Source organism: Pseudomonas sp. HMSC063H08, assembly GCF_001813645.1.
In the GTDB taxonomy this organism is placed as follows: domain Bacteria; phylum Pseudomonadota; class Gammaproteobacteria; order Pseudomonadales; family Pseudomonadaceae; genus Pseudomonas; species Pseudomonas aeruginosa.
Genome location: NZ_KV813540.1, coordinates 318,214 through 340,716, shown reverse-complemented (window position 1 = coordinate 340,716; position 22,503 = coordinate 318,214). Strand labels below are relative to the sequence as shown.

At 66.8% G+C, this 22,503-nt stretch carries 20 protein-coding genes and 1 pseudogene; 5 read left to right on the top strand and 16 right to left on the bottom strand.

What is annotated here, in order from left to right; genetic code table 11:
- Positions 1–23 precede the first annotated feature (23 nt).
- From flhB to HMPREF2924_RS23980, 9 genes are all read right to left on the bottom strand, one after another.
- Positions 24–1,160 (bottom strand): flagellar biosynthesis protein FlhB, encoded by a 1,137-nt coding sequence (gene flhB, locus HMPREF2924_RS24020; protein ID WP_003083056.1) that lies wholly within the window; start codon positions 1,158–1,160, stop codon positions 24–26.
- Between the two features lie 2 nt (positions 1,161–1,162).
- Complete coding sequence (fliR, locus tag HMPREF2924_RS24015; protein ID WP_003133221.1) at positions 1,163–1,939, bottom strand: flagellar biosynthetic protein FliR; 777 nt, start codon at positions 1,937–1,939, stop codon at positions 1,163–1,165.
- Positions 1,939–2,208, bottom strand: a complete 270-nt coding sequence (gene fliQ / locus HMPREF2924_RS24010) for a flagellar biosynthesis protein FliQ (RefSeq protein WP_003133225.1) — start codon at positions 2,206–2,208, stop codon at positions 1,939–1,941. The genes fliR and fliQ overlap by 1 nt, the downstream gene beginning before the upstream one ends.
- A 44-nt stretch (positions 2,209–2,252) precedes the next feature.
- Positions 2,253–3,020, bottom strand: coding sequence for a flagellar type III secretion system pore protein FliP (gene fliP / locus HMPREF2924_RS24005; RefSeq protein ID WP_003083052.1), 768 nt, complete (start codon positions 3,018–3,020; stop codon positions 2,253–2,255).
- Positions 3,017–3,469, bottom strand: a complete 453-nt coding sequence (gene fliO / locus HMPREF2924_RS24000; RefSeq protein ID WP_003083051.1) for a flagellar biosynthetic protein FliO — start codon at positions 3,467–3,469, stop codon at positions 3,017–3,019. The genes fliP and fliO overlap by 4 nt, the downstream gene beginning before the upstream one ends.
- Position 3,470: 1 nt before the next feature.
- Positions 3,471–3,944, bottom strand: coding sequence for a flagellar motor switch protein FliN (fliN, locus tag HMPREF2924_RS23995; RefSeq protein ID WP_003083049.1), 474 nt, complete (start codon positions 3,942–3,944; stop codon positions 3,471–3,473).
- A gap of 27 nt (positions 3,945–3,971) precedes the next feature.
- A complete protein-coding gene (fliM, locus tag HMPREF2924_RS23990) occupies positions 3,972–4,943 on the bottom strand; it encodes a flagellar motor switch protein FliM (RefSeq protein ID WP_003083045.1) in 972 nt (323 codons plus the stop codon).
- 7 nt (positions 4,944–4,950) lie between these two features.
- Positions 4,951–5,472 (bottom strand): flagellar basal body-associated protein FliL, encoded by a 522-nt coding sequence (gene fliL, locus HMPREF2924_RS23985; protein WP_003083042.1) that lies wholly within the window; start codon positions 5,470–5,472, stop codon positions 4,951–4,953.
- A gap of 243 nt (positions 5,473–5,715) precedes the next feature.
- Positions 5,716–6,999: a flagellar hook-length control protein FliK gene (locus tag HMPREF2924_RS23980; protein ID WP_003133228.1), complete on the bottom strand. Its 1,284-nt coding sequence runs from the start codon at positions 6,997–6,999 to the stop codon at positions 5,716–5,718.
- Between the two features lie 187 nt (positions 7,000–7,186).
- On the opposite strand from HMPREF2924_RS23980, the gene HMPREF2924_RS23975 reads away from it, so the two are divergent.
- Positions 7,187–7,774: a UPF0149 family protein gene (locus tag HMPREF2924_RS23975; protein WP_003083037.1), complete on the top strand. Its 588-nt coding sequence runs from the start codon at positions 7,187–7,189 to the stop codon at positions 7,772–7,774.
- A gap of 11 nt (positions 7,775–7,785) precedes the next feature.
- On the top strand, positions 7,786–8,193 hold the full coding sequence (locus HMPREF2924_RS23970) for a YbaN family protein (protein WP_003087079.1): 408 nt from the start codon (positions 7,786–7,788) through the stop codon (positions 8,191–8,193).
- Positions 8,194–8,201: 8 nt separating this feature from the next.
- Here HMPREF2924_RS23970 and HMPREF2924_RS23965 read toward each other — a convergent pair whose 3' ends face one another.
- From HMPREF2924_RS23965 to mexM, 4 genes are all read right to left on the bottom strand, one after another.
- Complete coding sequence (locus tag HMPREF2924_RS23965) at positions 8,202–9,647, bottom strand: sensor histidine kinase (protein ID WP_003133231.1); 1,446 nt, start codon at positions 9,645–9,647, stop codon at positions 8,202–8,204.
- Positions 9,625–10,314: a heavy metal response regulator transcription factor gene (locus HMPREF2924_RS23960; RefSeq protein ID WP_003083028.1), complete on the bottom strand. Its 690-nt coding sequence runs from the start codon at positions 10,312–10,314 to the stop codon at positions 9,625–9,627. The genes HMPREF2924_RS23965 and HMPREF2924_RS23960 overlap by 23 nt, the downstream gene beginning before the upstream one ends.
- A 103-nt stretch (positions 10,315–10,417) precedes the next feature.
- Entirely contained in the window at positions 10,418–13,528 is a 3,111-nt protein-coding gene (gene mexN, locus HMPREF2924_RS23955) for a multidrug efflux RND transporter permease subunit MexN (RefSeq protein ID WP_003133233.1), read from the bottom strand.
- Positions 13,525–14,682, bottom strand: a complete 1,158-nt coding sequence (gene mexM, locus HMPREF2924_RS23950; RefSeq protein WP_003133235.1) for a multidrug efflux RND transporter periplasmic adaptor subunit MexM — start codon at positions 14,680–14,682, stop codon at positions 13,525–13,527. The genes mexN and mexM overlap by 4 nt, the downstream gene beginning before the upstream one ends.
- Positions 14,683–14,862: 180 nt before the next feature.
- Here mexM and lapG point away from each other — a divergent pair, with 180 nt between their 5' ends.
- Both lapG and lapD read left to right on the top strand, forming a co-directional pair.
- Positions 14,863–15,576, top strand: a complete 714-nt coding sequence (lapG, locus tag HMPREF2924_RS23945; protein WP_003124937.1) for a cysteine protease LapG — start codon at positions 14,863–14,865, stop codon at positions 15,574–15,576.
- A complete protein-coding gene (lapD, locus tag HMPREF2924_RS23940; RefSeq protein ID WP_003133237.1) occupies positions 15,577–17,529 on the top strand; it encodes a cyclic di-GMP receptor LapD in 1,953 nt (650 codons plus the stop codon). It begins immediately after the preceding gene.
- A gap of 106 nt (positions 17,530–17,635) precedes the next feature.
- Here lapD and lasI read toward each other — a convergent pair whose 3' ends face one another.
- Entirely contained in the window at positions 17,636–18,241 is a 606-nt protein-coding gene (lasI, locus tag HMPREF2924_RS23935) for an acyl-homoserine-lactone synthase LasI (RefSeq protein ID WP_003083017.1), read from the bottom strand.
- 131 nt (positions 18,242–18,372) lie between these two features.
- Here lasI and rsaL point away from each other — a divergent pair, with 131 nt between their 5' ends.
- Positions 18,373–18,615 carry a quorum-sensing transcriptional regulator RsaL gene (rsaL, locus tag HMPREF2924_RS36585; RefSeq protein ID WP_003083010.1) on the top strand — a complete coding sequence of 81 codons (243 nt, stop codon included), beginning with the start codon at positions 18,373–18,375 and terminating at the stop codon, positions 18,613–18,615.
- On the opposite strand, the pseudogene lasR reads toward rsaL, so the two are convergent.
- Together lasR and HMPREF2924_RS23920 are read right to left on the bottom strand one after the other, a co-directional pair.
- Positions 18,605–19,324: pseudogene (gene lasR / locus HMPREF2924_RS23925) on the bottom strand (transcriptional regulator LasR). The gene rsaL and the pseudogene lasR sit on opposite strands and share 11 nt — an antisense overlap.
- A 450-nt stretch (positions 19,325–19,774) precedes the next feature.
- A complete protein-coding gene (locus tag HMPREF2924_RS23920) occupies positions 19,775–22,483 on the bottom strand; it encodes a cation-transporting P-type ATPase (protein WP_003116553.1) in 2,709 nt (902 codons plus the stop codon).
- Between the last annotated feature and the right edge of the window lie 20 nt (positions 22,484–22,503).

Sequence of the window (22,503 nt, the reverse complement as noted above, 5' to 3'; positions counted from 1 at the left end):
CGCGGCGCGTAGCTCCAGCCAGGTCACTCGTCGCGACGCAGGTCCGGCGGGATCGGCAGGTCCTTCAACGGGCTCGGCCGCTTGCCCTTGCCGGCCTGGTACTGCTTGAGCTGGTAGACATAGGCCAGCACCTGGGCCACGGCGAGATAGAGCCCGGCGGGAATCTCCTGGTCCAGCTCGGTGGAGTAGTACACCGCTCGCGCCAGCGCCGGCGACTCCATGACCATCACCTTGTGCTCCTGGGCCACCTCGCGGATCTTCAGGGCCAGGAAATCGTTGCCCTTGGCCAGCAGCAGCGGCGCCCCGCCGCCCGCCGGGTCGTACTTCAGGGCTACGGCGAAGTGGGTCGGGTTGGTGATCACCACGTCGGCCTCCGGCACCGCCGCCATCATCCGTCTCTGCGCCATCTCGCGCTGCATCTGGCGGATCTTCGACTTGACCTCGGGCTTGCCCTCGGAGTCCTTGTATTCGTCGCGGACTTCCTGCTTGGTCATCAGCAGCTTCTGGCGGTTGTCCCAGATCTGGTAGGGCACGTCCACCGCGGCGATCAGCAGCAGGCTGCAGGCCATCCAGAAGGCGCTCCAGCCGACCACCCGCACGCTGTGCAGGATCGCCTGCTCGAGCGGCTGGTGCGCCAGGGCCAGGAGGGCGTCGCGGTCGGCGGATAGCACCAGCAGGGCCACCGCCAGCACCACCAGGAACTTGATCAGCGCCTTGCTCAGTTCGAGCAGCGACTTGGCGGAAAACATCCGCTTCAGCCCCGACAGCGGGTTGAGCCGGCTGAACTTGGGTTGCAGGGCGTCCATCGAGAACAGCCAGCCGCCGAGGGCGATCGGCCCGACGATCGCCGCCACCAGCAGCATCAGCAGGATCGGCCAGAGCCCCTGGGCCGCCAGGTAGGCCGAAGCGCCGAGCAATTGCAGCATGCTCTCGGTATTCATCGCGGTTTCCCGGGACAGCTCGAAATTGCTGCGCATCAGGCGCAACAGGGCGCCCGCCAGGTCGGCGCCGTAGATCAGCAGGCCGCCGGCGCCGGCCATGAGGATGGCCAGGGTGTTCAGCTCCCGCGAACGCGGCAACTGCCCTTTCTCGCGCGCCTCGCGGCGGCGTTTCTCCGTGGGTTCCTCTGTCTTGTCCTGCCCGCTCTCGCTCTCGGCCATGGCTACCTCGCCCGCACCAGTTCACGGAGGAATTGCAGGGCCTCGCCGGCCAGCACCTGGTACTGGCTGAGCAGGTCGGCGGTGCCGATCCAGAGGATCACCAGGCCCAGCACCAGGGTCAACGGAAAGCCGATGGAGAAGATGTTCAGCTGCGGCGCCGCGCGGGTCATGGCGCCGAAGGCGAGGTTCACCACCAGCAGCGCGGTGATCGCCGGCAGCGCCAGCAGCAGCGCCGCGCCCATCACCCAGCCGAGCTTGCCGGCGATGATCCAGAAATGGTTGCCGCTCAGGCCCTCGCCCACCGGCAGGGTGACGAAGCTCTCGGCGATCACCTCGAACACTACCAGGTGGCCGTTCATCGCCAGGAACAGCAGCGTCACCAGCATGGTGAAGAACTGGCCGAGCACCGGCACCGAGACGCCGTTGGCCGGGTCGACCATGGAAGCGAAGCCCAGGCCCATCTGCATCGAGATGATCTGCCCGGCGATCACGAAGGCGTGGAACAGCAACTGCAGGGAAAAGCCGAGCAAGGCGCCGACCAGGATCTGCTCGCCGATCAGCAGCATGGCCTTCATGCTCAGCGCGTCCACCTGCGGCATCGGCGGCAGGTTCGGCACCAGCACCACGCAGACGCCCAGCGCCAGGTACAGTCGCACCCGCACCGGCACCAACTGGGTGCCGATCACCGGCATGGTCATCAGCAGCGCCGCGACCCGGAACAGCGGCAGCACGAAGCTGGCGATCCAGCCGCCGATCTGCGCGTTGGTCAGCTCCAGCATCAGCCGATCAGCAGCGGGATGTTGCCGATCAGCGTCTGGGTGTATTCCATCAGCTGCCGCAGCAGCCAGGGGCCCAGCACGATCAGGGTGAGCAGGATCACCATCAGGCGCGGCAGGAAGCTCAGGGTCTGTTCGTTGATCTGGGTGGCGGCCTGGAACATCGCCACCACGAGACCGACCAGCAGGCTCGGAACCACCAGCACGCCGACGATCAGCGCCGTCAGCCACAACGCCTCGCGGAACAGGTCGAGTGCCACCTCAGGGGTCATGTCTCTCTCCAGCGCGCCAGCGGCGCGTCAAGCCGGCGGCACCGCTAGACGGTGCCGAAACTGCCCGCCAGCGTCCCGATGATCAGCGCCCAGCCATCCACCAGGACGAACAGCATGATCTTGAACGGCAGGGAAATGATCAGCGGCGACAGCATCATCATGCCCATCGCCATCAGCACGCTGGACACCACCAGGTCGATGATCAGGAACGGGATGAAGATCATGAAGCCGATCTGGAACGCGGTCTTCAGCTCGGACGTGACGAAGGCCGGGACCAGGATGGTCAGCGGCGTCGCCTCCGGGCTGCCGATGTCGGTGCGCTTGGACAGGCGCACGAACAGCTCCAGGTCGGAGGTGCGAGTCTGCGCCAGCATGAACGCCTTCAGCGGTACCTCGGCCTTTTGCAGGGCTTCCTGGGCGGGAATCTGCTCGTTCAGGTAGGGCTGCAGGGCCTGGCTGTTGATCTTGTCGAACACCGGGGCCATGACGAACATGGTCAGGAACAGCGCCAGCCCCACCAGCACCTGGTTCGACGGCGTCGATTGCAGGCCCAGCGCCTGGCGCAGGATGGAGAAGACGATGATGATCCGGGTGAAGCTGGTCATCAGCATGACGAACGCCGGGATGAAGCTCAGCGCGGTCATGATCAGCAGGATCTGCAGGCTGACCGAATACTCCTGCTGGCCCTGGCCGTTGGTGGTCACGGTGATCGCCGAGATCGATGTCGGGTCGGCGGCCAGCGCCGGCCACGGCGCCAGCAGCAGGAGGCAGAGCGCGGCGAGCGCGCCGGCCAGGGAGATGCGCGGAGTCATGGCTTACCCTTGGGGTCCTTGTTCAGCAGCTCCAGCAGGCGCTGGGCGAATTCCGGCGTGGCCGGCTCGCCGTCCGGCAGGTGTACCGGCTCCTTGAGCACGTGCAGCGGCGTGATCCGGCCGGGCGTCAGGCCGAGCAGGATCTGCTCCTCGCCGACCTGCACCAGCACCAGCCGGTCGCGCGGACCCAGCGGCTGACTGGCAAGGGTGCGGATCAAGCGGTTGCCGCGCGGACCGGCCTGTTGCACCCGGCGCACCAGCCAGGCGAGCAGGAAGATCAGGCCGATCACCAGGCCCAGGCCGAGCACCAGTTGGGCCAGTTGCGCGGCGGCGCCGGAAGCGGCGCCCACCGTCGGCGCGGCGGCACCCGTCGTCCCCTCCGCGGCGCACAGCGGCGCGCTCAGCGAGGCGAGTGCCGGCAGGAAGCCGGCGAACAGGTAGCGACGCATGTCAGCGCAGCTTCTTGATGCGTTCGCTGGGACTGATCACGTCGGTCAGGCGGATGCCGAACTTCTCGTTCACCACCACCACCTCGCCGTGGGCGATCAGGGTGCCGTTGACCAGTACGTCCAGCGGCTCGCCGGCCAGGCGATCGAGTTCGATCACCGACCCCTGGTTCAGCTGCAGCAGGTTGCGGATGCTGATGTCGGTATGCCCGACCTCCATGGAAATGGTCACCGGGATGTCCAGAATCACATCCAGGTTGGGCCCCTCCAGGCCGGAAATGGTCGGTGCCTTCGGCGAAGCGCCGAACTCTTCCATCGGCGCCCGCGGGGTACTCGGCTCCGCCACGGGAGTCGCGCCGCCCTGGGCCATCAGCGCATCGATGTCGTCCTGGCTGGCGTCGCCCGCCTCGGCCAGCGCCGCCGCCCACTCGTCGGCCAGTGCCTGTTCCTCGGTGGTCACTTTTTCTTCGTCTGCCATGGTTCGTCTTTCCTCCGGGGGAAGCGATCAGCGCGAGCGCTCGACCGCTTCGAGAATCTGTAGCGCCAGGTTGCCCTTGTGGGCGCCCAGCTTGACCTTGAAGGCGGGCACGCCGTTGGCGCGCATCACCATGTGTTCCGGCATCTCCACCGGGATCACGTCGCCCGGCTGCATGTGCAGGATGTCGCGCAGCTTGAGCTGGCGGCGGACCACGGTGGCGCCGAGCGGTACCTGGACGTCCAGCACGTCCTCGCGCAGGGCCTTGATCCAGCGCTCGTCCTGGTCGTCGTGGTCGGACTGGAAACCGGCGTCGAGCATCTCGCGGATCGGCTCGATCATCGAATAGGGCATGGTGATGTGCAGGTCGCCGCCACCGCCGTCCAGTTCGATGTGGAAGGTGGAGACCACCACCACCTCGCTGGGACTGACGATGTTGGCCATGGCCGGGTTGACCTCCGAGTTGACGTACTCGAAGTTCATCTCCAGCACCGCCTGCCAGGCTTCCTTCAGATCGACGAAGGCCTGCTCCAGCACCATCCGCACCACCCGCAGTTCGGTCGGGGTGAACTCGCGGCCCTCGATCTTGGCGTGGCGGCCGTCGCCGCCGAAGAAGTTGTCCACCAGCTTGAACACCAGCTTGGCGTCGAGGATGAACAGCGCGGTGCCGCGCAGCGGCTTCATCTTCACCAGGTTGAGGCTGGTGGGAACGTACAGCGAGTGCACGTACTCGCCGAACTTCATCACCTGCACGCCGCCGACCGCGACGTCGGCCGAACGGCGCAGCAGGTTGAACATGCTGATGCGGGTGTAGCGGGCGAAACGCTCGTTGATCATCTCCAGGGTCGGCATGCGGCCCCGGACGATGCGGTCCTGGCTGGTCAGGTCATAGGACTTGACCGATCCCGGCGTCGCCTCGACTTCGGTTTCCACCAGGCCATCGTCGACGCCGTGCAACAGCGCGTCGATTTCATCCTGGGAAAGCAGATCTTGCACGGCCATGGGATACCTACTGCAGCACGAAATTGGTGAACAACACTTGTTCGATAGCCAGTTGGCCGGTTTCCTTCTTGGCCAGTTCCTGCAATCCGGCGGTCGCCTGCTGGCGGAGCATCTCCTTGCCCACCGGCGTCACCAGCGAGTCGAAACTCTGACTCGAGAACAGCATCACCAGTTTATTGCGAACCAGCGGCATGTGCTCGCGCAATGCGTCCATCTGCGCCTTGTCGCGCCCCATCAACGCGACGCCGACCTGCATGTAGCGCTGCCGGCCGTTCTGGTTGAAGTTGACGACGAAGGCCGGCGCCAGGATCTCGTAGAGCGCCGGCTGCTTGCCCGGCTTCGCCGCCTCGCTGGCGACTTCCTCGGTCTTCTCGGCCTTCAGCGACTTGCTGAGGAAGAACCAGGTGCCGCCCACCGACAGGCCGATCGCCAGCAGCAGGCCGACCACGATCAGCAGGATCAGCTTCAGCTTGCTCTTGCCGCCGCTCGGAGCCCCCGCGTCGGCGGGTGTCGCCTCTTTCTTAGCCATGCCAAAAATCCGTCGCTATAGCGTCAAATGAAGGGTTTCACAGGGGCAGAGCAAGGGTTGTGCCATTTCTGCAACGCCGCCCCGCCCCCTGGGGCCAGCCCCGGAATGCTGTCCGAGATGATAGACGGCGCGGATATTACAGCCTGGCCACAGGAAATCATCCCCGTCTTTTGCGAAATCGCCCGCTCCGGAAAAAGAAAGGCCTCCCGCAGGAGGCCCAAAGGGGAAATGCAGTCGTTCGCCTCAGGCGTAGTAGTCGACCAGACCGCGCGCCGCCGAGGAACCCGGCCGGCTGCGGATCTCGCTGACTCCGGCAAGGGTTTCCTCATCGCCCGAGGCGTCGCCGGCAAAGCCGCGTCCGCGCGCCGATCCGCCCTCGCCCTGCTGCTGGCCCTGCCAGCCCCGCGCCAGCGACTGGTCGGAGACGTTCACGTCGAGCTGGTTCATGCCCTGCTGGCTGAACATGTCGCGCAGCCGGTGCATCTGGCTTTCCAGGGCGTCGCGAACGCCGGCGTTGGGACTGGCGAAGGTCACCTGGGTCTGGTCGGCGGTCATGTGGATGCGCACGTCCAGGCGTCCCAGTTCGGCGGGGTCGAGCTGGATCTCCGCCGACTTCAGGTTCTGGCTGGACATCCACATCACCCGGTCCACTACCGCCTCGCTCCAGCCGTTCTGCTGTATCGCCACCGGCTGGCCGGGCACCGTACCGTTCACCGGACGGTTGGTCAGGGCCTGTTGCGCCATGGCCTGGGTCAGCCCGTTGAGCTTGGCCGCGAAAGGCTCGCCGCGCGGCTCCGCCTTGCTCTCCAGCAGGCTCTCGGAGGCGGCGCTGGCGACGGCCGGCTCGGCGGTCTGCTGCAACTGGGCCTCGAGCGCCTTGCCGTCGACGGCCTTGGTCAAGGAATCCGAGGTCAGGCCGGCAAGGGCATCGCCGAGGCTCGCCTGGCGGGGATCGGCGCTCTTCGCCGGCCCGCCTTTCGCCGTCTGCGCGGCGTCCTGGGCGCCCTGCTCCAGGGCCATGTTCACCGCCGGCACGCCGTTGAGCTTGACCAGGGTCGGGTCGCTGCTGGCTTCGGTAAGGCTGGCCGGAGCACTGCTGGCCGTCGGCACGGCCGGTGGCAGCAAAGTCGCCTGGGTATTCTCGTCGAGCAACGGTACGGCACCGCCGAGACCGAGCAATTGCAGCGGATCGACCGGCGTTTCGACTTTATCTTCGCCGTCGGCCTTGGCCTGGCCGTCGGCCGGCAAAGGCTTGCCGTCTTCGGCAACGGCCGGCTGCCTGACGGCATCCGTCGGCTGCGCTTCGGCGGCGTCCTTGCCGGCGTCCCGCGGCTTGTCCCGCGAACCCTTCGCGGGACCGTCGGCGCGCTCGGCGGGCTTCTTCGCGGTCTCCTTGGCATACATGTCGGAGAAGCTGGAAGTCTTGTCGTTACTAGGCTCAGGCGTTTTCTGCTGGCTCTTCGGCGCAGCGGCCTTGGGCTTTACATCAGGCGTCGGCGGCAACAACACACCAGGGGCGACGGCCATGGGAATTCTCCATTTGCGAAGGGATTGCGTCGTGGCTTGCGCAAGGGATGGAGCAAGGTCCGGGCCAACTTCGCCGAGAGCCTCCGTGAAACGCTCGCCAGGGCGCCGCAGCAGGCACGCTCGCTTTGCCCGCAGGTCCCGTCTGGACTACAATCCAGAGCCGCATCCCTCCCGAGGTAGTACCCTGATGTCCTTCGCCGAAAAACTGTCCCGTCTGCAAGCCTTCCTCGATGCCGATGACCTGCACGAAGAAGCGCTGGACTACGTGGCGACCCACGGCTACCTGACCGCCCTCTCCATCTGCCCGGAGCAGGTGCCGGAGCGGGAGTGGATCGACGCCCTGTTCGCCGAACCGCCGCACTACCGCAGCGATGAGGAGCGCCAGGAGATCGAGACTTCCCTCGAGCAGCTCAAGGCGCACATCACCCGCGTGCTGGCCAGCGACGAAGACCTCGAGCTGCCCTGCGACCTCGACCTCGGCGACGAGCCGGACGACTCCGACCTGCGCGGCTGGTGCATCGGCTTCATGGAAGGCGTGTTCCTTCGCGAGGAAGTCTGGTTCGAGCAGGCCGAGGAGGAAGTCAGCGAGCTGCTGCTACCGATCATGGTCGGCTCCGGCCTGTTCGACGAGCAGCCCGAGTTCGACGAGATCGCCCGCGACCGCCACCTGGTGGACGACATGGTCGCGCAGATTCCCGACCTGCTGACCAACCTGTTCCTGCTCTGCCAGGCGCCGGAAGAAAAGCCCGCCCTGCTCAAGCCGCGCACGCACTAAGGAGCGCCGCGGTGGCGCAGCGGGAAATTCGCCCGAGCGCTCGCGCCTGGGTGCGCTATAGCCTCCAGGCCGTGGGTTTCCTAAGCGTAGCCCTGGGCGTGATCGGCATCTTCCTGCCGGTGCTGCCGACCACGCCTTTCCTGCTCCTCGCGGCGGCCTGCTTCATGCGCAGCTCGCCGCGCTTCTACCACTGGCTGGTCGGCCATCCACGGCTCGGCCCGTGGATCCGCGACTATCTCGACGGCGAAGGCATCCCGCTCAAGGGCAAGGTCTACGCCATCGGCCTGATGTGGGCCAGCATCGCCCTTTCCTGCTACCTGGTCCGACGCCCCTGGGCCCAGGGCTTCATGCTGACCAGCGCGGTACTGGTCAGCATCTATATCCTCCGCCAGAAGACCCGCCCGCCGCACGACGCCTGAGGGCCCGCTCAGGACAGCGCCGGATCGCCCTCGCCCAGCGGCAAGCGGTCGCCGGGCCCGCGCCGCTCGGGGCTCAGCACGGTGAAGCCGAAGGTGTTCCAGCCGTCCGCGCTGTCGACGAACACCGAACCGCCGTGCATGCTCGCCACCGCCTTGACGATGGACAGGCCGAGGCCATGGTTGGCCTCGCTGTTGCTGCGCGCCGCGTCGACCCGATAGAAGCGCTCGAACAGGTGCCTGCGGTGCTCGTCGGCGATCGGCACGCCGGGGTTGCTCACCGCCACCCGCACTTCGTCGCCACGCCGCTCGACGCCGACCCGCAGCGTGCCGCCGGCGGCGGTGTGCTGGGCGGCGTTGTACAGCAGGTTGGTCACCGCCCGCTGGAACAGGGCGCGCTCGACCAGCGCGCGGGCCTCGCCGCGCACCTCGATACCGACCCCGGCCTCGTCGAAGATCACCTCGAGGAAATCCACCGTGGTGGCGATCTCGCCGGCCAGCGAGGTTTCCTCACGCTCGCAGGCCAGGCGTCCCTGGTCGGCGCGGGCGAGGAACAACATATCGTTGACGATCGCCCGCAGCCGCTCCAGCTCCTCCAGGTTGGATTGCAGGACCTCTTCGTAATGTTCGCCGCTGCGTTCGCGGGACAACGCCACCTGGGTCTGGCCGATCAGGTTGGTCAATGGCGTGCGCAGCTCGTGGGCGACGTCGGCATTGAACGACTCCAGGCGCACGTAGGCCTGCTCCAGGCGGTCCAGGGCGCCGTTGAACGCCCCCACCAGCTCGCGCAGCTCGGCCGGCAGCGGCGAGAGCTGCAAGCGCTGCGACAACTGCCGCGGGCTGATCCGCCGGGCCTCCTCGGAGAGCCGATGCACCGGCCACAGGCCCAGGCGGGCGATCCAGTGGCCGAGCAACGAGGCCAGCAGTACGCCGAGGGCGGACAGGCCGAGCAGCCATTTCACGGTGGAGGTCCGCGCCTCGTGGAACGCCGCGCTGTCGATGGCGGTGACGTAGGTCAGCCGCGGCCGCCCCTCGCGCGCCGGCAACACGCCGACCCGCGCAGTCAGCGCGTACCGGTGCTCCGGCAACTGCAGTTCGTAGCGGCCGGCGCCATCGGCGATCAGCCGCTGCACCGGTTCGCTGAAGCGCCCGTAGTGATAGCGCGGGTCGTCGCTGTCAATCCAGAAACGGATCAGCTCGTACTCCTGGCTCAGGTTGTCCAGCTTGCCCTGCAGGTGCGGCCAGCGCTCGGCCAGGTCGGGATGGTCGAGCATCCGCGAGACCATGTTGAAGCGCACGTCCACCTCGCCCTGCTGCAGGCGCTCGGTCTGGCGGTCGAGGATGCAATAGAGCATGGTGCCGATGAGGGCGAAGATCACCACCGCGGCGCCGGCGAACATTCCCGCCAGGCGGGTCGACAAGGACATGCCCACCTCAGCCCGACTCCGCCAGCGCACGGTTCTCCAGGACGTAGCCCATGCCCCGGATGGTATGCAGCAGCTTGTTCTCGAACGGACCGTCGAGCTTGGCGCGCAGGCGCTTGATCGCCACCTCCACGACATTGGTATCGGTATCGAAGTTGATGTCCCAGACCAGTTCGGCGATCGCCGTCTTCGATAGGATCTCGCCGCTGCGCTGGGCCAGCACGCAGAGCAGCGCGTACTCCTTGGCAGTCAGCTCCAGGCGAGTGTTGCCGCGGAAGACCTTGCGGCTGAGCAGGTCGATGGACAGGTCGGCGATGCGCATCTGCGAATGGCTTTCGTGGTTGCCGCCGCGCCGGGTCAGGGCCTGCAGGCGGGCGACCAGTTCGAGGAAGGAGAACGGCTTGATCAGGTAGTCGTCAGCGCCCTCGCGCAGCCCGCGCACCCGGTCTTCCACGCGCTCGCGCGCGGTGAGCATGATCACCGGGGTCTGCCGCCGCTCGCGCAACGCCCGCAGAACGCCGTAGCCGTCGACGCCCGGCAGCATCACGTCGAGCACGATCACGTCGTACTCGCCATGGAGCGCCAGGTGGCGACCGTCGATGCCGTTGTCCGCCAGGTCCACGGTGAACCCCTGTTCACTGAGGCCACGGTTCAGGTAGTCCGCCGTCTTCGCCTCGTCTTCGACAATCAGTACCCGCATCTATCGCCCGATCCTCTGTTCGCCTTCGCATCCCGGGCGGGACGCATGCCTGCCTGCATCCTAGCCACGCGCCGCCGTCCAGGAAAGCCGTGTCCGTTACGCCTCATGTCGCCGTCGCCCCAGCGGTTCCGCCGTCCGAGGTCGTCGCCCCGCGCCGGTGGAACAGCCGCTCCAGGGCCAGGTATACCACCGGCGTGCTGAACAGGGTCAGCACCTGGCTCACCAGCAGCCCGCCGACCACCGCGATGCCCAGAGGCTGGCGCAGCTCGGAACCGGTGCCGAAGCCGATCATCAGGGGTATCGCGCCCAGCAGCGCGGCCAGGGTGGTCATCATGATCGGCCGGAAACGGGTCAGGCAGGCCTGGTAGATCGCCTGCTCCGCGCTCATGCCCTGCTCGCGCTGGGCGACGATGGCGAAGTCGACCATGAGGATGCCGTTCTTCTTGACGATACCGATCAGCAGCACGATGCCGATCAGCGCCATGATCGAGAAGTCCTGGCCCCAGGCCCAGAGCAGGAACACCGCGCCGATCCCCGCCGAGGGCAGGGTCGAAAGGATCGTCAGCGGATGCACGAAACTCTCGTAGAGCACGCCGAGGATGATGTACACCGCAATCAGCGCGGCGAGGATCAGCAGCGGTTGCGAGGCCAGCGAACTCTGGAAGGCCTGCGCCGCGCCCTGGAACACGCCGATAATGGTCGAGGGCATGCCGATCTCCTCCTGGGCGCGCTGCACCGCCTGCACCGCCTCGCCGAGAGACACCCCGGCAGCCAGGTTGAAGGACAGGTTGACCGCCGGGAACATGCCGTTGTGGTTGATCTGCAGCGGCCCGGAGCGCGGCGCCGCGACCTTGGCGATGGCCGACAGCGGGACCATCTCGCCGCTCAGCGGCGAGCGCAGGTAGAACCAGTCCAGGCTTTCCGCGCGGCCGCGCTGGCGCGCATCGAGTTCGAGGACCACCTTGTACTGGTTGACCTCGGTCTGGTACTCGCCGACCTGGCGCTGGCCGAAGGCGTCGTAGAGGGTCTGGCTGACATCCTCGGCGCTGAGGCCGAAACGCGCCGCGGCCACCCGGTCGATGTCCAGCGCGGTGACGCTGGCGCCGACCTGCAGGTCGTTGGACACATCCATCAGCCCCGGCACCTGCTTCAGGCGCTCGGTGAGGCGTTGCGCCCAGAGCGCCAGCTGGGTGCTGTCGCTGCTGCGCAGGGCGTACTGGTACTGGGTCCGCGAGGGTCCGGAACTGAGGTTGATGTCCTGCGCCGCGCGCAGGTAGAGCATGATTCCCGGCACCTTGGCCAGTTGCGGGCGCAGCCGGTCGATGAACTCGCCGACCGAGACATCGCGCTCGCCACGGTCCTTGAGGACGATCCAGAAACGCCCGTTGGCCAGGCTCTGGCTACCGCCGGTGACGCCCACCGCATGGTTGTAGCTCTGCACCGCCGGGTCGCTGGCGATGATCTCGGCCAGTTGCCGGTGCTTGGCGACCATGTCGTCGTAGGAGATATCCTCGGCAGCCTGGCTCGTGCCGAAGACGAAGGCGGTGTCCTGCAAGGGGAAGAAACCCTTGGGAATCCCGACGTAGCCGGCCACCGCCACCAGCACGGTAAAGGCGAAGCCGACCAGCATCAGCCGCTGGTGCCCGAGCGCCCAGCGCAGGCCGCGTTCGTAGCCGCCGGTCAGCCATTCGGCGAAGCCCTTTCTCGGCGCTTCGGCATGCCGCAATGCCGGCATGAAGCGCGAAGCCAGCATCGGCGCCAGGGTCAGCGAAGCGACCACCGAGATCAGGATCGCCACCGTCACGCTGACCGCGAATTCGCGGAACAGCCGGCCGACGATCCCGCCCATGAACAGCAGGGGAATGAACGCGGCGATCAGCGAGAAGCTGATGGAAATCACGGTAAAGCCGATCTCCGCCGCGCCCTTGAGCGCCGCCTCGACCTTCGAGGCGCCCGCTTCCAGGTGTCGGTGGATGTTCTCCACGACCACGATGGCGTCGTCGACGATGAAGCCGACGGCGATGATCAGCGCCACCAGGGTCAGGTTGTTGAGGGTGAAGCCGAGCACGTACATCGCCGCGAAGCTGGCGCTCAGGGACACCGCCAGCACCGTGGCGACGATCAGGGTCGCCGACAGCTGGCGGAGGAACAGGCCCATCACCAGCACCACCAGGCCAATGGTCAGCAGCAGGGTCAGTTCGACCTCGTGCAGCGATGAGCGAATGGTCCGGGTGCGATCGTTGAGCACGTCTACCTCGATGGTCGCCGGGAGCATCTCGCGCAGGCGCGGCAATGCGGCCTGGATCGCGTCGGCGGTATCGACGATGTTCGCCCCAGGCTGGCGGAGGATCACCAGCGCCACCCCGGGCACGCCGTTCGGCCAGGCCTGCACGTAGTCGTCCTCGGGCGCCGAGACGATCCGCGCCACGTCCTTGAGGAACACCGGCGCGCCCTGGCGGTAGGCGACCACCAGGTCGTCATAGTCGCTGGCGTTGAACAACTGGTCGTTGGCCGCGAGGGTCGACACCCGCCCCTCGCCGTAGAGCGCACCCTTGGCCAGGTTGACGCTGGCCGACTGCAACGACTGGCGCAGGTCGGCCAGGGTCAGCTGGTAGGCGGCGAGCTTCTCCGGCTGGGCCTGGATGCGGATCGCCGGGCGCTGCTGGCCGACCACGAAGATCTGCCCCACGCCGTTCACCTGGCTGAGCTGGCGGGCGAGGATGGTCTCGGCGTAATCGCTGAGTTCGATCAGCGGCATCATCTCCGAGTTGACCCGCAGGATCATGATCGGGCTGTCCGCCGGGTTGACCTTGCGCCAGGTCGGCAGGTTCGGCATGTCCACCGGCAGCCGCCCGGCCGCGGCGTTGATCGCCGCCTGGACCTCCTGGGCGGCGACGTCGATGCTCTTGTCGAGGCTGAACTGCAGGGTCAGGGTGCTGGTGCCCAGGGCGCTGCTGGAGGTCATCTCGGTGATCCCGGGAATCGCGCTGAACTGCACTTCCAAGGGGGTGGCCACCGACGAGGCCATGGTTTCCGGGCTACCGCCGGGCAGCAAGGCGTTGATCTGGATGGTCGGGAAGTCCGCCTCCGGCAACGGCGCCACGCCGAGCCGGAGGAACGCCAGCAGCCCCAGCAGCAGCGAGGCCAGGGTCAGCAGCGCGGTGGCGATCGGGTGCCGTACGCACCAGCCGGAAATCCCGGCGCGCGGCGTCACGGCCGCCGCTCCGTGACCTGGGCCAGGCTCGGGCGCGGCTCCTGGATATCGACCAGGGCGCCTGGCATCAGCCGCGAGTGGCCGTCCACCACCACCTGGTCACCGCTGGCCAGGCCTTCCACCACACTGAGGCCGTCGATGTCCTGGAGCACCCGCACTGGCACCGCCTCGACCCGGTCGGCGGCGACCCGGTAGACGAAATTGCCCTCCAGGCCGCGGCGCACCGCCTTGCTCGACAGCACCAACTGGTCGCGCCGGACCCCGGTGTGCAGGCTCACCGCGACGAACTGCCCGGGCCAGAGCCGGGCCTGGCGGTTATCGAAGGAGGCGCGCACGCGGATGGTGCCGGTGGAACTGTCGATCTGGTTGTCGATGGTCAGCAACCGGCCCTCGCCCAGCGCGCTCCCGCCGTCGCGGCTGTAGGCGCGCACCGCCGCCTCGCCGCCGAGCAGCGCCTGCAACTGGGGCAACTGTTCCTGTTGCAGGGAGAAGACTACGGAGATCGGTGCGATCTGGGTCACGCTGAACAGGCCGAGACTGTCGCCGACCCGCACCAGGTTGCCGACATCGACGTTGCGGATACCGACCTTGCCGGATACCGGCGAGGTGATCCGGGTGTAGGACAGGCGCACCCGCTCGGCGTTGATGGTGGCATCGTTGGCCTTCAGGGTCGCGCGCAACTGGTCGACCGTCGCCTGCTGCTGGTCCAGCAGTTGGCGTGACACCGCACGCTCGGCATACAGGCTGCGGTAGCGTTGCAGGTCCTGCTCGGCGGATTTCAGCTGGGCCTGGTTGCTCGCCCTGGAGGCCTGCGCCTGCTCCAGCGCGGCGACGACGGCGCGGTCATCGATGGTCGCCAGCAACTCGCCCGCCTCGACCATCTGCCCTTCGCTCACCAGCAGGCGGGTCAACTGGCCGTCGATCTGGGTGCGGATCACCACGTTGTGCAACGAAGTCACCGTACCGATGCCGCTGACCTGTTGCTCGACGTCGCGCCGCTCCACCCGCGCCACGTTCACCGGGACCCTGGCCGGCGCGGGCGCCGCCTTCGCCCCGGCGTCGCCGCCGAGCCATGCCCAACCGCCGAAGGCGACCAGGCCCGCCGCCAGCACGCCCACCAGGACCCGCCCCCCACCACTGCGCAACGCCTGCATCTGTCCACCTTTCCCAGTCGCCGGCCTCGCGCGGCCGACTTCGTTCTTCTTTATAAGCAGCGCAGCGGGACCCCACCCTGACCCCTGAATGACAATCCTGTCAGTTTCGCCGGACACCCCGCGCTGGCAGGCCGCCCGGCGCTCTCGTAGACTTCGCTGAGTCCTTCCGGAGCCCGCTCGATGTCCCCAACCCCCGGCGCCCGCCGGCCCTGCCCCAGGGCCTACGCCCCCTGGCTGCTGTCGCTGGCGGCGACATTGCTGCTGGCAGTCGGCGCGGCGCTGGCGCAGTGGGACCTGGAGTCGATACTGAGCCGTGCCGAGCAGCGCTACGGCGAGCTGGGCGCGGCGAAATCACGCCTGGGCGACTGGGGCCGCCTGCTCGAACAGGGCGGCACGCTCGACGAAGCGGCCAAGCTGCGCGCGGTCAACGACTTCTTCAACCAGTCGCTACGCTTCACCGACGACATCGAGATCTGGCGACAGGAAGACTACTGGGCGACTCCGGTCGAAGCGCTGGTCAAGGGCGCCGCCGACTGCGAGGACTACGCCATCGCCAAGTACGTGACCCTGCGTCGCCTCGGCGTCGCCAGCGACAAGCTGCGCATCACCTACGTCAAGGCCCTGCGCCTGAACCAGGCGCACATGGTGCTGACCTGGTACGCCAGCCCGGGCGCCGACCCACTGGTGCTGGACAACCTGATCGGCGAGATCCGCCCCGCTTCGCAACGCGACGACCTGTTGCCGGTGTACGCCTTCAATGCCGAGGGCCTCTGGCTGCCCGGCGCCGACGGCGGACGCCGGACCGGCGACAGCAAGAAGCTGTCGCGCTGGCAGGACCTGCTGACCAAGATGCGCGCCGAAGGCCTCGACCTCGACGCCCCCAAGGAGGATTGAATGTCACTGCTCAAGCAATTGTTCCTCGCCATCTGCCTGTTCCTCGTCGTCGCCTTCAGCGGCAGCTTCGTCAGCAGCGTGGAGAACTCCCGCGAGCAGTTGCGCGGCCAGTTGCGCTCCCATGCCCAGGACGCCGCCACCGCCCTCGGCCTGTCCCTGACGCCGCACGTGGACGACCCGGCGATGGTGCAACTGATGGTCAGCTCGATCTTCGACAGCGGCTACTTCGCCAGCATCCGGGTGATCGACATCAAGAGCGGCAAGCCGCTGGTCGAGCGCGTGCAGGCGCATGACGAGCGCACGGTGCCAGGCTGGTTCGCGCGCCTGGTGGATCTCCAGCCCCAGGGTGGCGACGCGCTGATCATGCGCGGCTGGGAACAGGCGGCGCGGGTCGAGGTGGTCAGCCATCCGCAATTCGCCCTGGCGCGCCTGTGGGACAGCGCCCTGGGCAGCCTCTACTGGTTGCTGGCCTGCGGCGCGGCGAGCCTGCTGCTTGGCGGCTGGCTGCTGCGCCGCCAACTGCGCCCGCTCGACCAGATGGTACGCCAGGCCCATGCCATCAGCCGGCGGGAATTCCTCAGCCTGCCCAGGCTGCCGCGCACGCCGGAGCTGCGCCGCGTGGTGCAGGCGATGAACCAGATGGTGGAGAAACTTCGCACGCTGTTCGCCGAGGAGGCTGCGCGTAGCGACAAGCTACGCGCCCAGGCCTACCAGGACAGTCTCACCGGCCTGCCCAACCGGCGCCTGTTCGACGCCCGCCTCAACGAACAGCTGGGTGCCGGCGAGCACGAGCATGCCGGGCAGCTCCTGCTGCTGCGCCTGAACGACCTGAACGGGCTCAACCAGCGTCTCGGCGGGCAACGCACGGATGAATTGATCCAGGCGGTCGCCCGCTTGCTGGTCGACTCCTGCGGCCAGCAAGGGCGCGCCGACTGGCTGCTGGCCCGCAGCCGCGGCGGCGAGTTCGCCGTGCTGGCTCCCGGTTGCTCCCGCGAGCAGGCCGAACGCCTGGCCGAGGAACTCTGCGAAGGCCTGGAGAATCTTGCCCGCACCGGTGCCAGCGATCTCACGCCGGTCGCCTATCTCGGTATCAGCGCGTTCGCCGAAGGCGACTCGCCCGCGGATCTCCTGGCCCGTGCCGACCAGGCCCTGGCCCAGGCCGAAAGCCAGCCCGCCCAGCCCTGGGCGAGCCAGGACGGCACCGCGCTCGCGGCGCTCAACGATAGCCAGGACTGGCACGACTGGATCGACCAGGCCCTGACGGAGCGCCGCCTGCTGCTCTATTTCCAGCCGGTGGTGGACTGCCTGGACACCCAGCGCGTCCTCCACCACAAGGTCCTCGCGCGCCTGCTCGACCCGCAGGCCACGGCCATCGCCGCCGGGCGCTTCCTGCCCTGGATAGAACGTTTCGGCTGGGCCGCGCGCCTGGACCTGGCGATGCTCGAACAGAGCCTGGAGCACCTGCGGCGCCATCCACGGCCGCTGGCGCTGAGCCTGTCGGCCGCCAGCGTCCGCAATGCGCAGGCGTTCGCCCCACTACTGGCCCTGCTCAAGGCGCATCCGCAGGAGGCGCGCCAGCTGACCCTGGAACTGGACGAGCGGCACCTGCCAGCCGCGGCCGAACTGGAGCGCCTCAGCCAGGTCCTGCGCGAACTGGGCTGCGGTCTCGGCCTGCAGCATTTCGGCGGTCGCTTCAGCCTGATCGGCAACCTTACCCATCTGGGGCTGGCCTACCTCAAGCTGGACGGCTGCTACCTGCATGCCGTCGACCGGGAAGGCGACAAGCGGTTGTTCATCGAAGCGGTCTATCGCACCACCCACAGCATCGATCTACCGTTGATCGCGGAACAGGTGGAAACCCACGGTGAACTCGAAGTACTGCGGGAAATGGGCTTGCGTGGCGCCATGGGACGCCTGTTCGGCAGCCCGGCGCCCTGGTCCGGCGATGCCTGATAGCGAGTCCGGAGCGGGTCGGACTCGCTTTACAGCGGATTCGGCATCGACGCCAGGCGCTCCCTCTCCGACAGAGAACGCGCCGGCGCGAGCCGACAGGTCCCCGTCATGAAACCGCCAGTCGCTGTTCCACCAGCACTCCCCCGTAAAGCGCGATCTGGGTCTTGGCATTGAGTTCGATGCGCAAGGCCACCGCGCGCTCGATGCCGATCTTCAGGTGCGGACCGAAGCGCGATACGTCCAGGCCGGCACGGATCATCATCTTCTCCACGCCTACGGTGGTTACCGTCACCAGCGTCTGGATGTCGTTCTGCAGGCTGTAGCGGGCCAGCGCGCGCATCGCCTCCAGCGTACAGTCGGAAAAGCCCAGCGAGCCTTTCTGTCCAGAGTTGATGGCGAAACGGCTGAGTTCCCAGATGTGCGGCGAGCAAGGCGCTTCCTTGCCGTGCAGAAGCTCCGGGAAGGTGTTCTTCAGCATGTAGGGGCCAGTGGTATCGAGAATTCGCCAGCAACCGAAAACCTGGGCTTCAGGAGTATCTTCCTGGATCAACATGTAATAAGGACTGAGTGCGTCATAACCATCGATTTCCATCTCGTCGATGACACTAACGTCCCAGCCTTTGCGCTCCTTGAACACTTGAGCACGCAACTTGTGCATCTCGCCCAGCAGTTTTTTATCGAACTCTTCGCGCCGACCAATTTGTACGATCATCTTCACTTCCTCCAAATAGGAAGCTGAAGAATTTATGCAAATTTCATAATTTTATAACTAGCAAATGAGATAGATTTCGGTGAACCCGGACCCTTGCTAGGCTCGAAGAAACGTCCGAAAAGATCAGAGCAATGGCTTCACACGAGAGAACACAGCCCCAAAACATGGCCTTCCGGGCAAAGGCCACCCGCACCGCCCGACGGGAAAGCCAGGAAACTTTCTGGAGCCGCTTCGGGATAAGCCAATCCTGCGGCAGTCGTTTCGAGAATGGCGAGAACCTGCCCTTCCCTATATACCTGCTTTTGCATTTCTATATAGAAGGGCAAATTACCGATCGCCAGCTCGCCGACCTGAGAGGCAAGATCAGAGAGTAATAAGACCCAAATTAACGGCCATAATGGCCGCTACGCGGCGGGAGGTCACACCGAACTTCCGCCGAATATTTCCCATATGGAAGTTCACATTGGCTTCCGAGCAGTTGCAGATAACCGATATCTCCCAACTGGTCTTGCCGATGGCGCACCACTGCAACACTTCCTTCTCCCGGCTGGTCAGAACCACCGGTTTGCTGACCGGATGTTCGAAGGCCAGTCCGGCACCGCTCTGCAGTGCGTAGTCCTTGAGCATCCACAGGGTCGGCAGGACCGACTCCATGAAACGGTTGGCCTCGGCCCGGTTTTCCGCTTCCACGCTGAGGCTCAGCGCGCCGAGTTCGCCGCGCGCACCATGCAGCGGCATGGTCAGCCCATACACCAGGCCGGCGGCCGAGGCTTCCTCGAAGAACTCGTGCTGCTTTCGCGTCTGGTAGATGGACGGTTCCCAGAAAATCGGCAGTACGCTCTGGGTACAGTGACTGACCGTTGGGTCGACCCGCGCGTAGCCAGCCCGGTCGTAATGCTCGCGCCAGGCGGCCGGGTAGTTGCCGACGATGAAGGCGTTCTCGTAGTCCTAGCTGTCCTTAGGCAACAGGCCGAAGAGGATCTTCGAGAATCCAAGGTCGCTCGCCATCTTCTGCAGGATGGCGCTCCACTCCAATTTTCCACTTGAGCGTTCCAGCTCAAGAAAACCGTCAACCAAGGCCATAGCGCTACGTTCTTCTTAAACTATTAACCAATCAGCCAAATATGGATTCGGCACCCGATATCCGGCACGTTGTACGGCAGTCCGAGAATCCCGGCTTCCTGCCGAGGCGCATGCGCCCGTGCCCGACGACCCCTGAAGATGTCCAGTCAGCCCACTCTATAGAGTTGGCGTTGTGCCGGAAAGGCACATTTCAGTCCCACTTAACAATAGACCGCGGCGTTTGATGCACCTAGTACGATACCCGTCCTAGAGGGTAAGCAAACGTTTAAATGTGATCTAGATCACATTTTATGCGAACTGAATACCCAGTCACGCCTGGTCCCCGGGTTCACTGTCGGCCCATCGCCACGCGTGCGACCGCTCTCGGCCGGGCGATCCGAGGCGCAGTCGTCGGTGCGCGGCGCACGGGCAAAGGCACAGCGCCGTGGCCAAAGGGGCGACCTCGCGGCATCAGGCCTGCCGGGCACGGACCCGGCGACATAGCCACTTTTCCAGTTCGGCGACGCAGAACAGGCCGAGCCCGGCCAGCAGCACCCGCGCCCACTCGCCCGGGGCCAGGCCGACCGAGCCGAACAGCGCCTGCAACGGCGGCGCGTAGGTATAGAGCAGTTGCAGCACCACGCAGGCGGCGATCGCCAGCAAGACCTGGCGGTTGCCGAACAGGCCCTCGCGGCTGAGCACCGAATCGTAGATATGCCGGCTGTTGAGCAGGTAGAACATCTCGCACACCACCACGCTGTTCACCGCCATGGTCCGCGCGCTCTCCAGCCCGGTGCCATGCTCCAGCTCCCAGAGGAACAGGCCCAGGGCGCCCGCCATCATCAGCAGCGAGACCAGCAGCACCCGCCAGACGAAGAACAGCGACAACAGGGGCTCCGCCGGCGGGCGCGGCGGACGCTGCATCAGGCCGCGCTCGGCCGGATCGAAGGCCAGCGCCAGGCCCAGGGTGCTGGAGGTGACCATGTTGATCCAGAGGATCTGCGCCGGCGTCATCGGCAGGGTCAGCTGGAACAGGATCGCGGCGATCACGATCAACGCCTCGCCACCGTTGGTCGGCAGCATGAAGAGGATGAATTTCTTCAGGTTGTCGTAGACCGCCCTTCCCTCGCGCACGGCATTGGCGATGGTGGCGAAATTGTCGTCGGCGAGGACCACCTCGGCCGCCTCCTTGGCCGCCTCGGTGCCCTTGTTGCCCATCGCTACGCCGACGTCGGCGCGCTTCAGCGCCGGCGCATCGTTGACCCCGTCGCCGGTCATCGCCACCACCTCGCCGCTGGCCTGCAGGGCCTGCACCAGGCGCAGCTTGTGCTCGGGGCTGGCGCGGGCGAACACATCGACGCCCGGCAGCACTTCGCGCAGGCGCTGGTCGTCGAGCAGTTCGATCTCCGCGCCGGTCAGCGCCGGCCGGTCGATGCCGATCCCGAGCATGGCGCCGATCGCCCGCGCGGTGTCGACGTGGTCGCCGGTGATCATCTTCACCGCGATACCCGCCGCCTGGCATTCGGCGACCGCGGCCACGGCCTCCTCGCGCGGCGGATCGATGATGCCCACCAGGGCCAACAGGGTGAAGCCATGTTCCACGTCGGCGAAATCCAGCGTGCGCTGCTCTGCCGGCATCGCCCGCCGGGCGATGGCCAGCAGGCGCAGACCGCGAGCGGCGGTGTCGGTGGCCAGGCGCCGCCAGTAGTCCGGGTCCAGCGGCCGCACCGAGTCGCCCACCCGTTCAGCCTCGCACATGTCGAGGATGCGCTCCGGCGCGCCCTTCAGGTAGACCATCGCCTGGCCCGCGTGGTCGTGGTGCAGGGTGGCCATGAAGCGATGCTCGGACTCGAACGGAATCGCATCGCTGCGTGGCCGTTCCGCCGCCAGCGCCTGCGGATCGAGGCCCAGCTTGAGGCCGAGGCTGAGCAGCGCGCCTTCGGTGGGGTCGCCCTCCAGTTGCCATGCCTCGCCCTCCTGGTGCAGGCGCGCCTCGTTGCACAACAGCGCCGCACGACCGATCTCCTGCAGATCGTCGCGTCCGGCGGGATCGAGGCCTTCGCCGTTATGGCTGAAACCACCCAGCGGAGCGTAGCCGGCGCCGCTGACCTCGATCACCTGGTCGGCGGTGACGATACGCTGCACGGTCATCTCGTTGCGGGTCAGGGTGCCGGTCTTGTCCGAGCAGATCACCGTCACCGAACCCAGCGTCTCCACCGCCGGCAGGCGGCTGACGATGGCGTTGCGCCGGGCCATGCGCTGTACGCCGAGGGCGAGGATCACCGTCATGATCGCCGGCAGCCCCTCGGGAATCGCCGAGGCGGTCAGCGCCACCACCAGCATGAACATGTCCACCATCGGCTGGCCCTGCCAGAGGGTGCCGAGGACGAAGGTGGCGCCGGCCAGCAGCAGGATCGCCAGGGCCAGCCAGCGACTGAAGCTGGCGATCTGTCGCAGCAGCGGAGTGGCCAGGGTGCGGACTTCGCGCAACAGCGTACCGATCCGGCCCAGTTCGGTATCCCCGGCGGTGGCGACCACCACTCCGCGCGCCTGGCCGCTGGTCACCAGGGTGCCGGAATAGGCCATGCAACGGCGGTCGCCGAGCAGCGCGTCGATGGCCACCGCGACGCAGCCCTTCTCCACCGGCACCGACTCACCGGTCAGGGCCGACTCGTCGACATGGAAGTTCTTCGTTTCGAACAGCCGCAGGTCGGCCGGCACCCGGTCGCCGGAGGCCAGCAGCACCACGTCGCCCGGTACCAGGCGTTCAGCGTCCAGCGCCTGGCGCTGGCCGTCGCGCAGGACCAGGGCATGCAGCGAAAGCATGTCGCGGATGGCGTCCAGCGCGTTGGCCGCCTTGCCCTCCTGGACGAAACCGATCAGCGCGTTGACCACCACCGCCAGGAGGATTACCGCACTGTCCACCCAGAAGCCGAGCAGCGCGGTGACCAGCGAGGCGAACAGCATCATGTACAGCAGGACGTTGTGGAACTGCCGCAGCAAGCGCAGCAGCGGCCCCTGGCGTTTCGGCGCGGGCAACCGGTTGTAGCCGTGCGCCGCCAGGCGGCGGGCGGCCTCGTCCGCATCCAGGCCGGCGGCGGAGCTGTGCAATCGTTCCAGCACCCGTTGCGGCGGGCTGGCATGGGCGTCGCGGGAAGACAGGGGTGGGATGCCGTTCATGGGATTCCTGCGCCTCGTTC

Bases quoted from the DNA above. Each gene is read 5' to 3' on its own strand.
- fliR (WP_003133221.1), bottom strand. From the start codon at position 1,939: ATGCTGGAGCTGACCAACGCGCAGATCGGCGGCTGGATCGCCAGCTTC.
- HMPREF2924_RS23960 (WP_003083028.1), bottom strand. From the start codon at position 10,314: ATGCGGGTACTGATTGTCGAAGACGAGGCGAAGACGGCGGACTACCTG.
- fliQ (WP_003133225.1), bottom strand. From the start codon at position 2,208: ATGACCCCTGAGGTGGCACTCGACCTGTTCCGCGAGGCGTTGTGGCTG.
- fliL (WP_003083042.1), bottom strand. From the start codon at position 5,472: ATGGCTAAGAAAGAGGCGACACCCGCCGACGCGGGGGCTCCGAGCGGC.
- HMPREF2924_RS23920 (WP_003116553.1), bottom strand. From the start codon at position 22,483: ATGAACGGCATCCCACCCCTGTCTTCCCGCGACGCCCATGCCAGCCCG.
- lapD (WP_003133237.1), top strand. From the start codon at position 15,577: ATGTCACTGCTCAAGCAATTGTTCCTCGCCATCTGCCTGTTCCTCGTC.
- HMPREF2924_RS23975 (WP_003083037.1), top strand. From the start codon at position 7,187: ATGTCCTTCGCCGAAAAACTGTCCCGTCTGCAAGCCTTCCTCGATGCC.
- HMPREF2924_RS23980 (WP_003133228.1), bottom strand. From the start codon at position 6,999: ATGGCCGTCGCCCCTGGTGTGTTGTTGCCGCCGACGCCTGATGTAAAG.
- lapG (WP_003124937.1), top strand. From the start codon at position 14,863: ATGTCCCCAACCCCCGGCGCCCGCCGGCCCTGCCCCAGGGCCTACGCC.
- fliN (WP_003083049.1), bottom strand. From the start codon at position 3,944: ATGGCAGACGAAGAAAAAGTGACCACCGAGGAACAGGCACTGGCCGAC.
- fliO (WP_003083051.1), bottom strand. From the start codon at position 3,469: ATGCGTCGCTACCTGTTCGCCGGCTTCCTGCCGGCACTCGCCTCGCTG.
- fliM (WP_003083045.1), bottom strand. From the start codon at position 4,943: ATGGCCGTGCAAGATCTGCTTTCCCAGGATGAAATCGACGCGCTGTTG.
- rsaL (WP_003083010.1), top strand. From the start codon at position 18,373: ATGGCTTCACACGAGAGAACACAGCCCCAAAACATGGCCTTCCGGGCA.
- lasI (WP_003083017.1), bottom strand. From the start codon at position 18,241: ATGATCGTACAAATTGGTCGGCGCGAAGAGTTCGATAAAAAACTGCTG.
- flhB (WP_003083056.1), bottom strand. From the start codon at position 1,160: ATGGCCGAGAGCGAGAGCGGGCAGGACAAGACAGAGGAACCCACGGAG.
- fliP (WP_003083052.1), bottom strand. From the start codon at position 3,020: ATGACTCCGCGCATCTCCCTGGCCGGCGCGCTCGCCGCGCTCTGCCTC.
- mexM (WP_003133235.1), bottom strand. From the start codon at position 14,682: ATGCAGGCGTTGCGCAGTGGTGGGGGGCGGGTCCTGGTGGGCGTGCTG.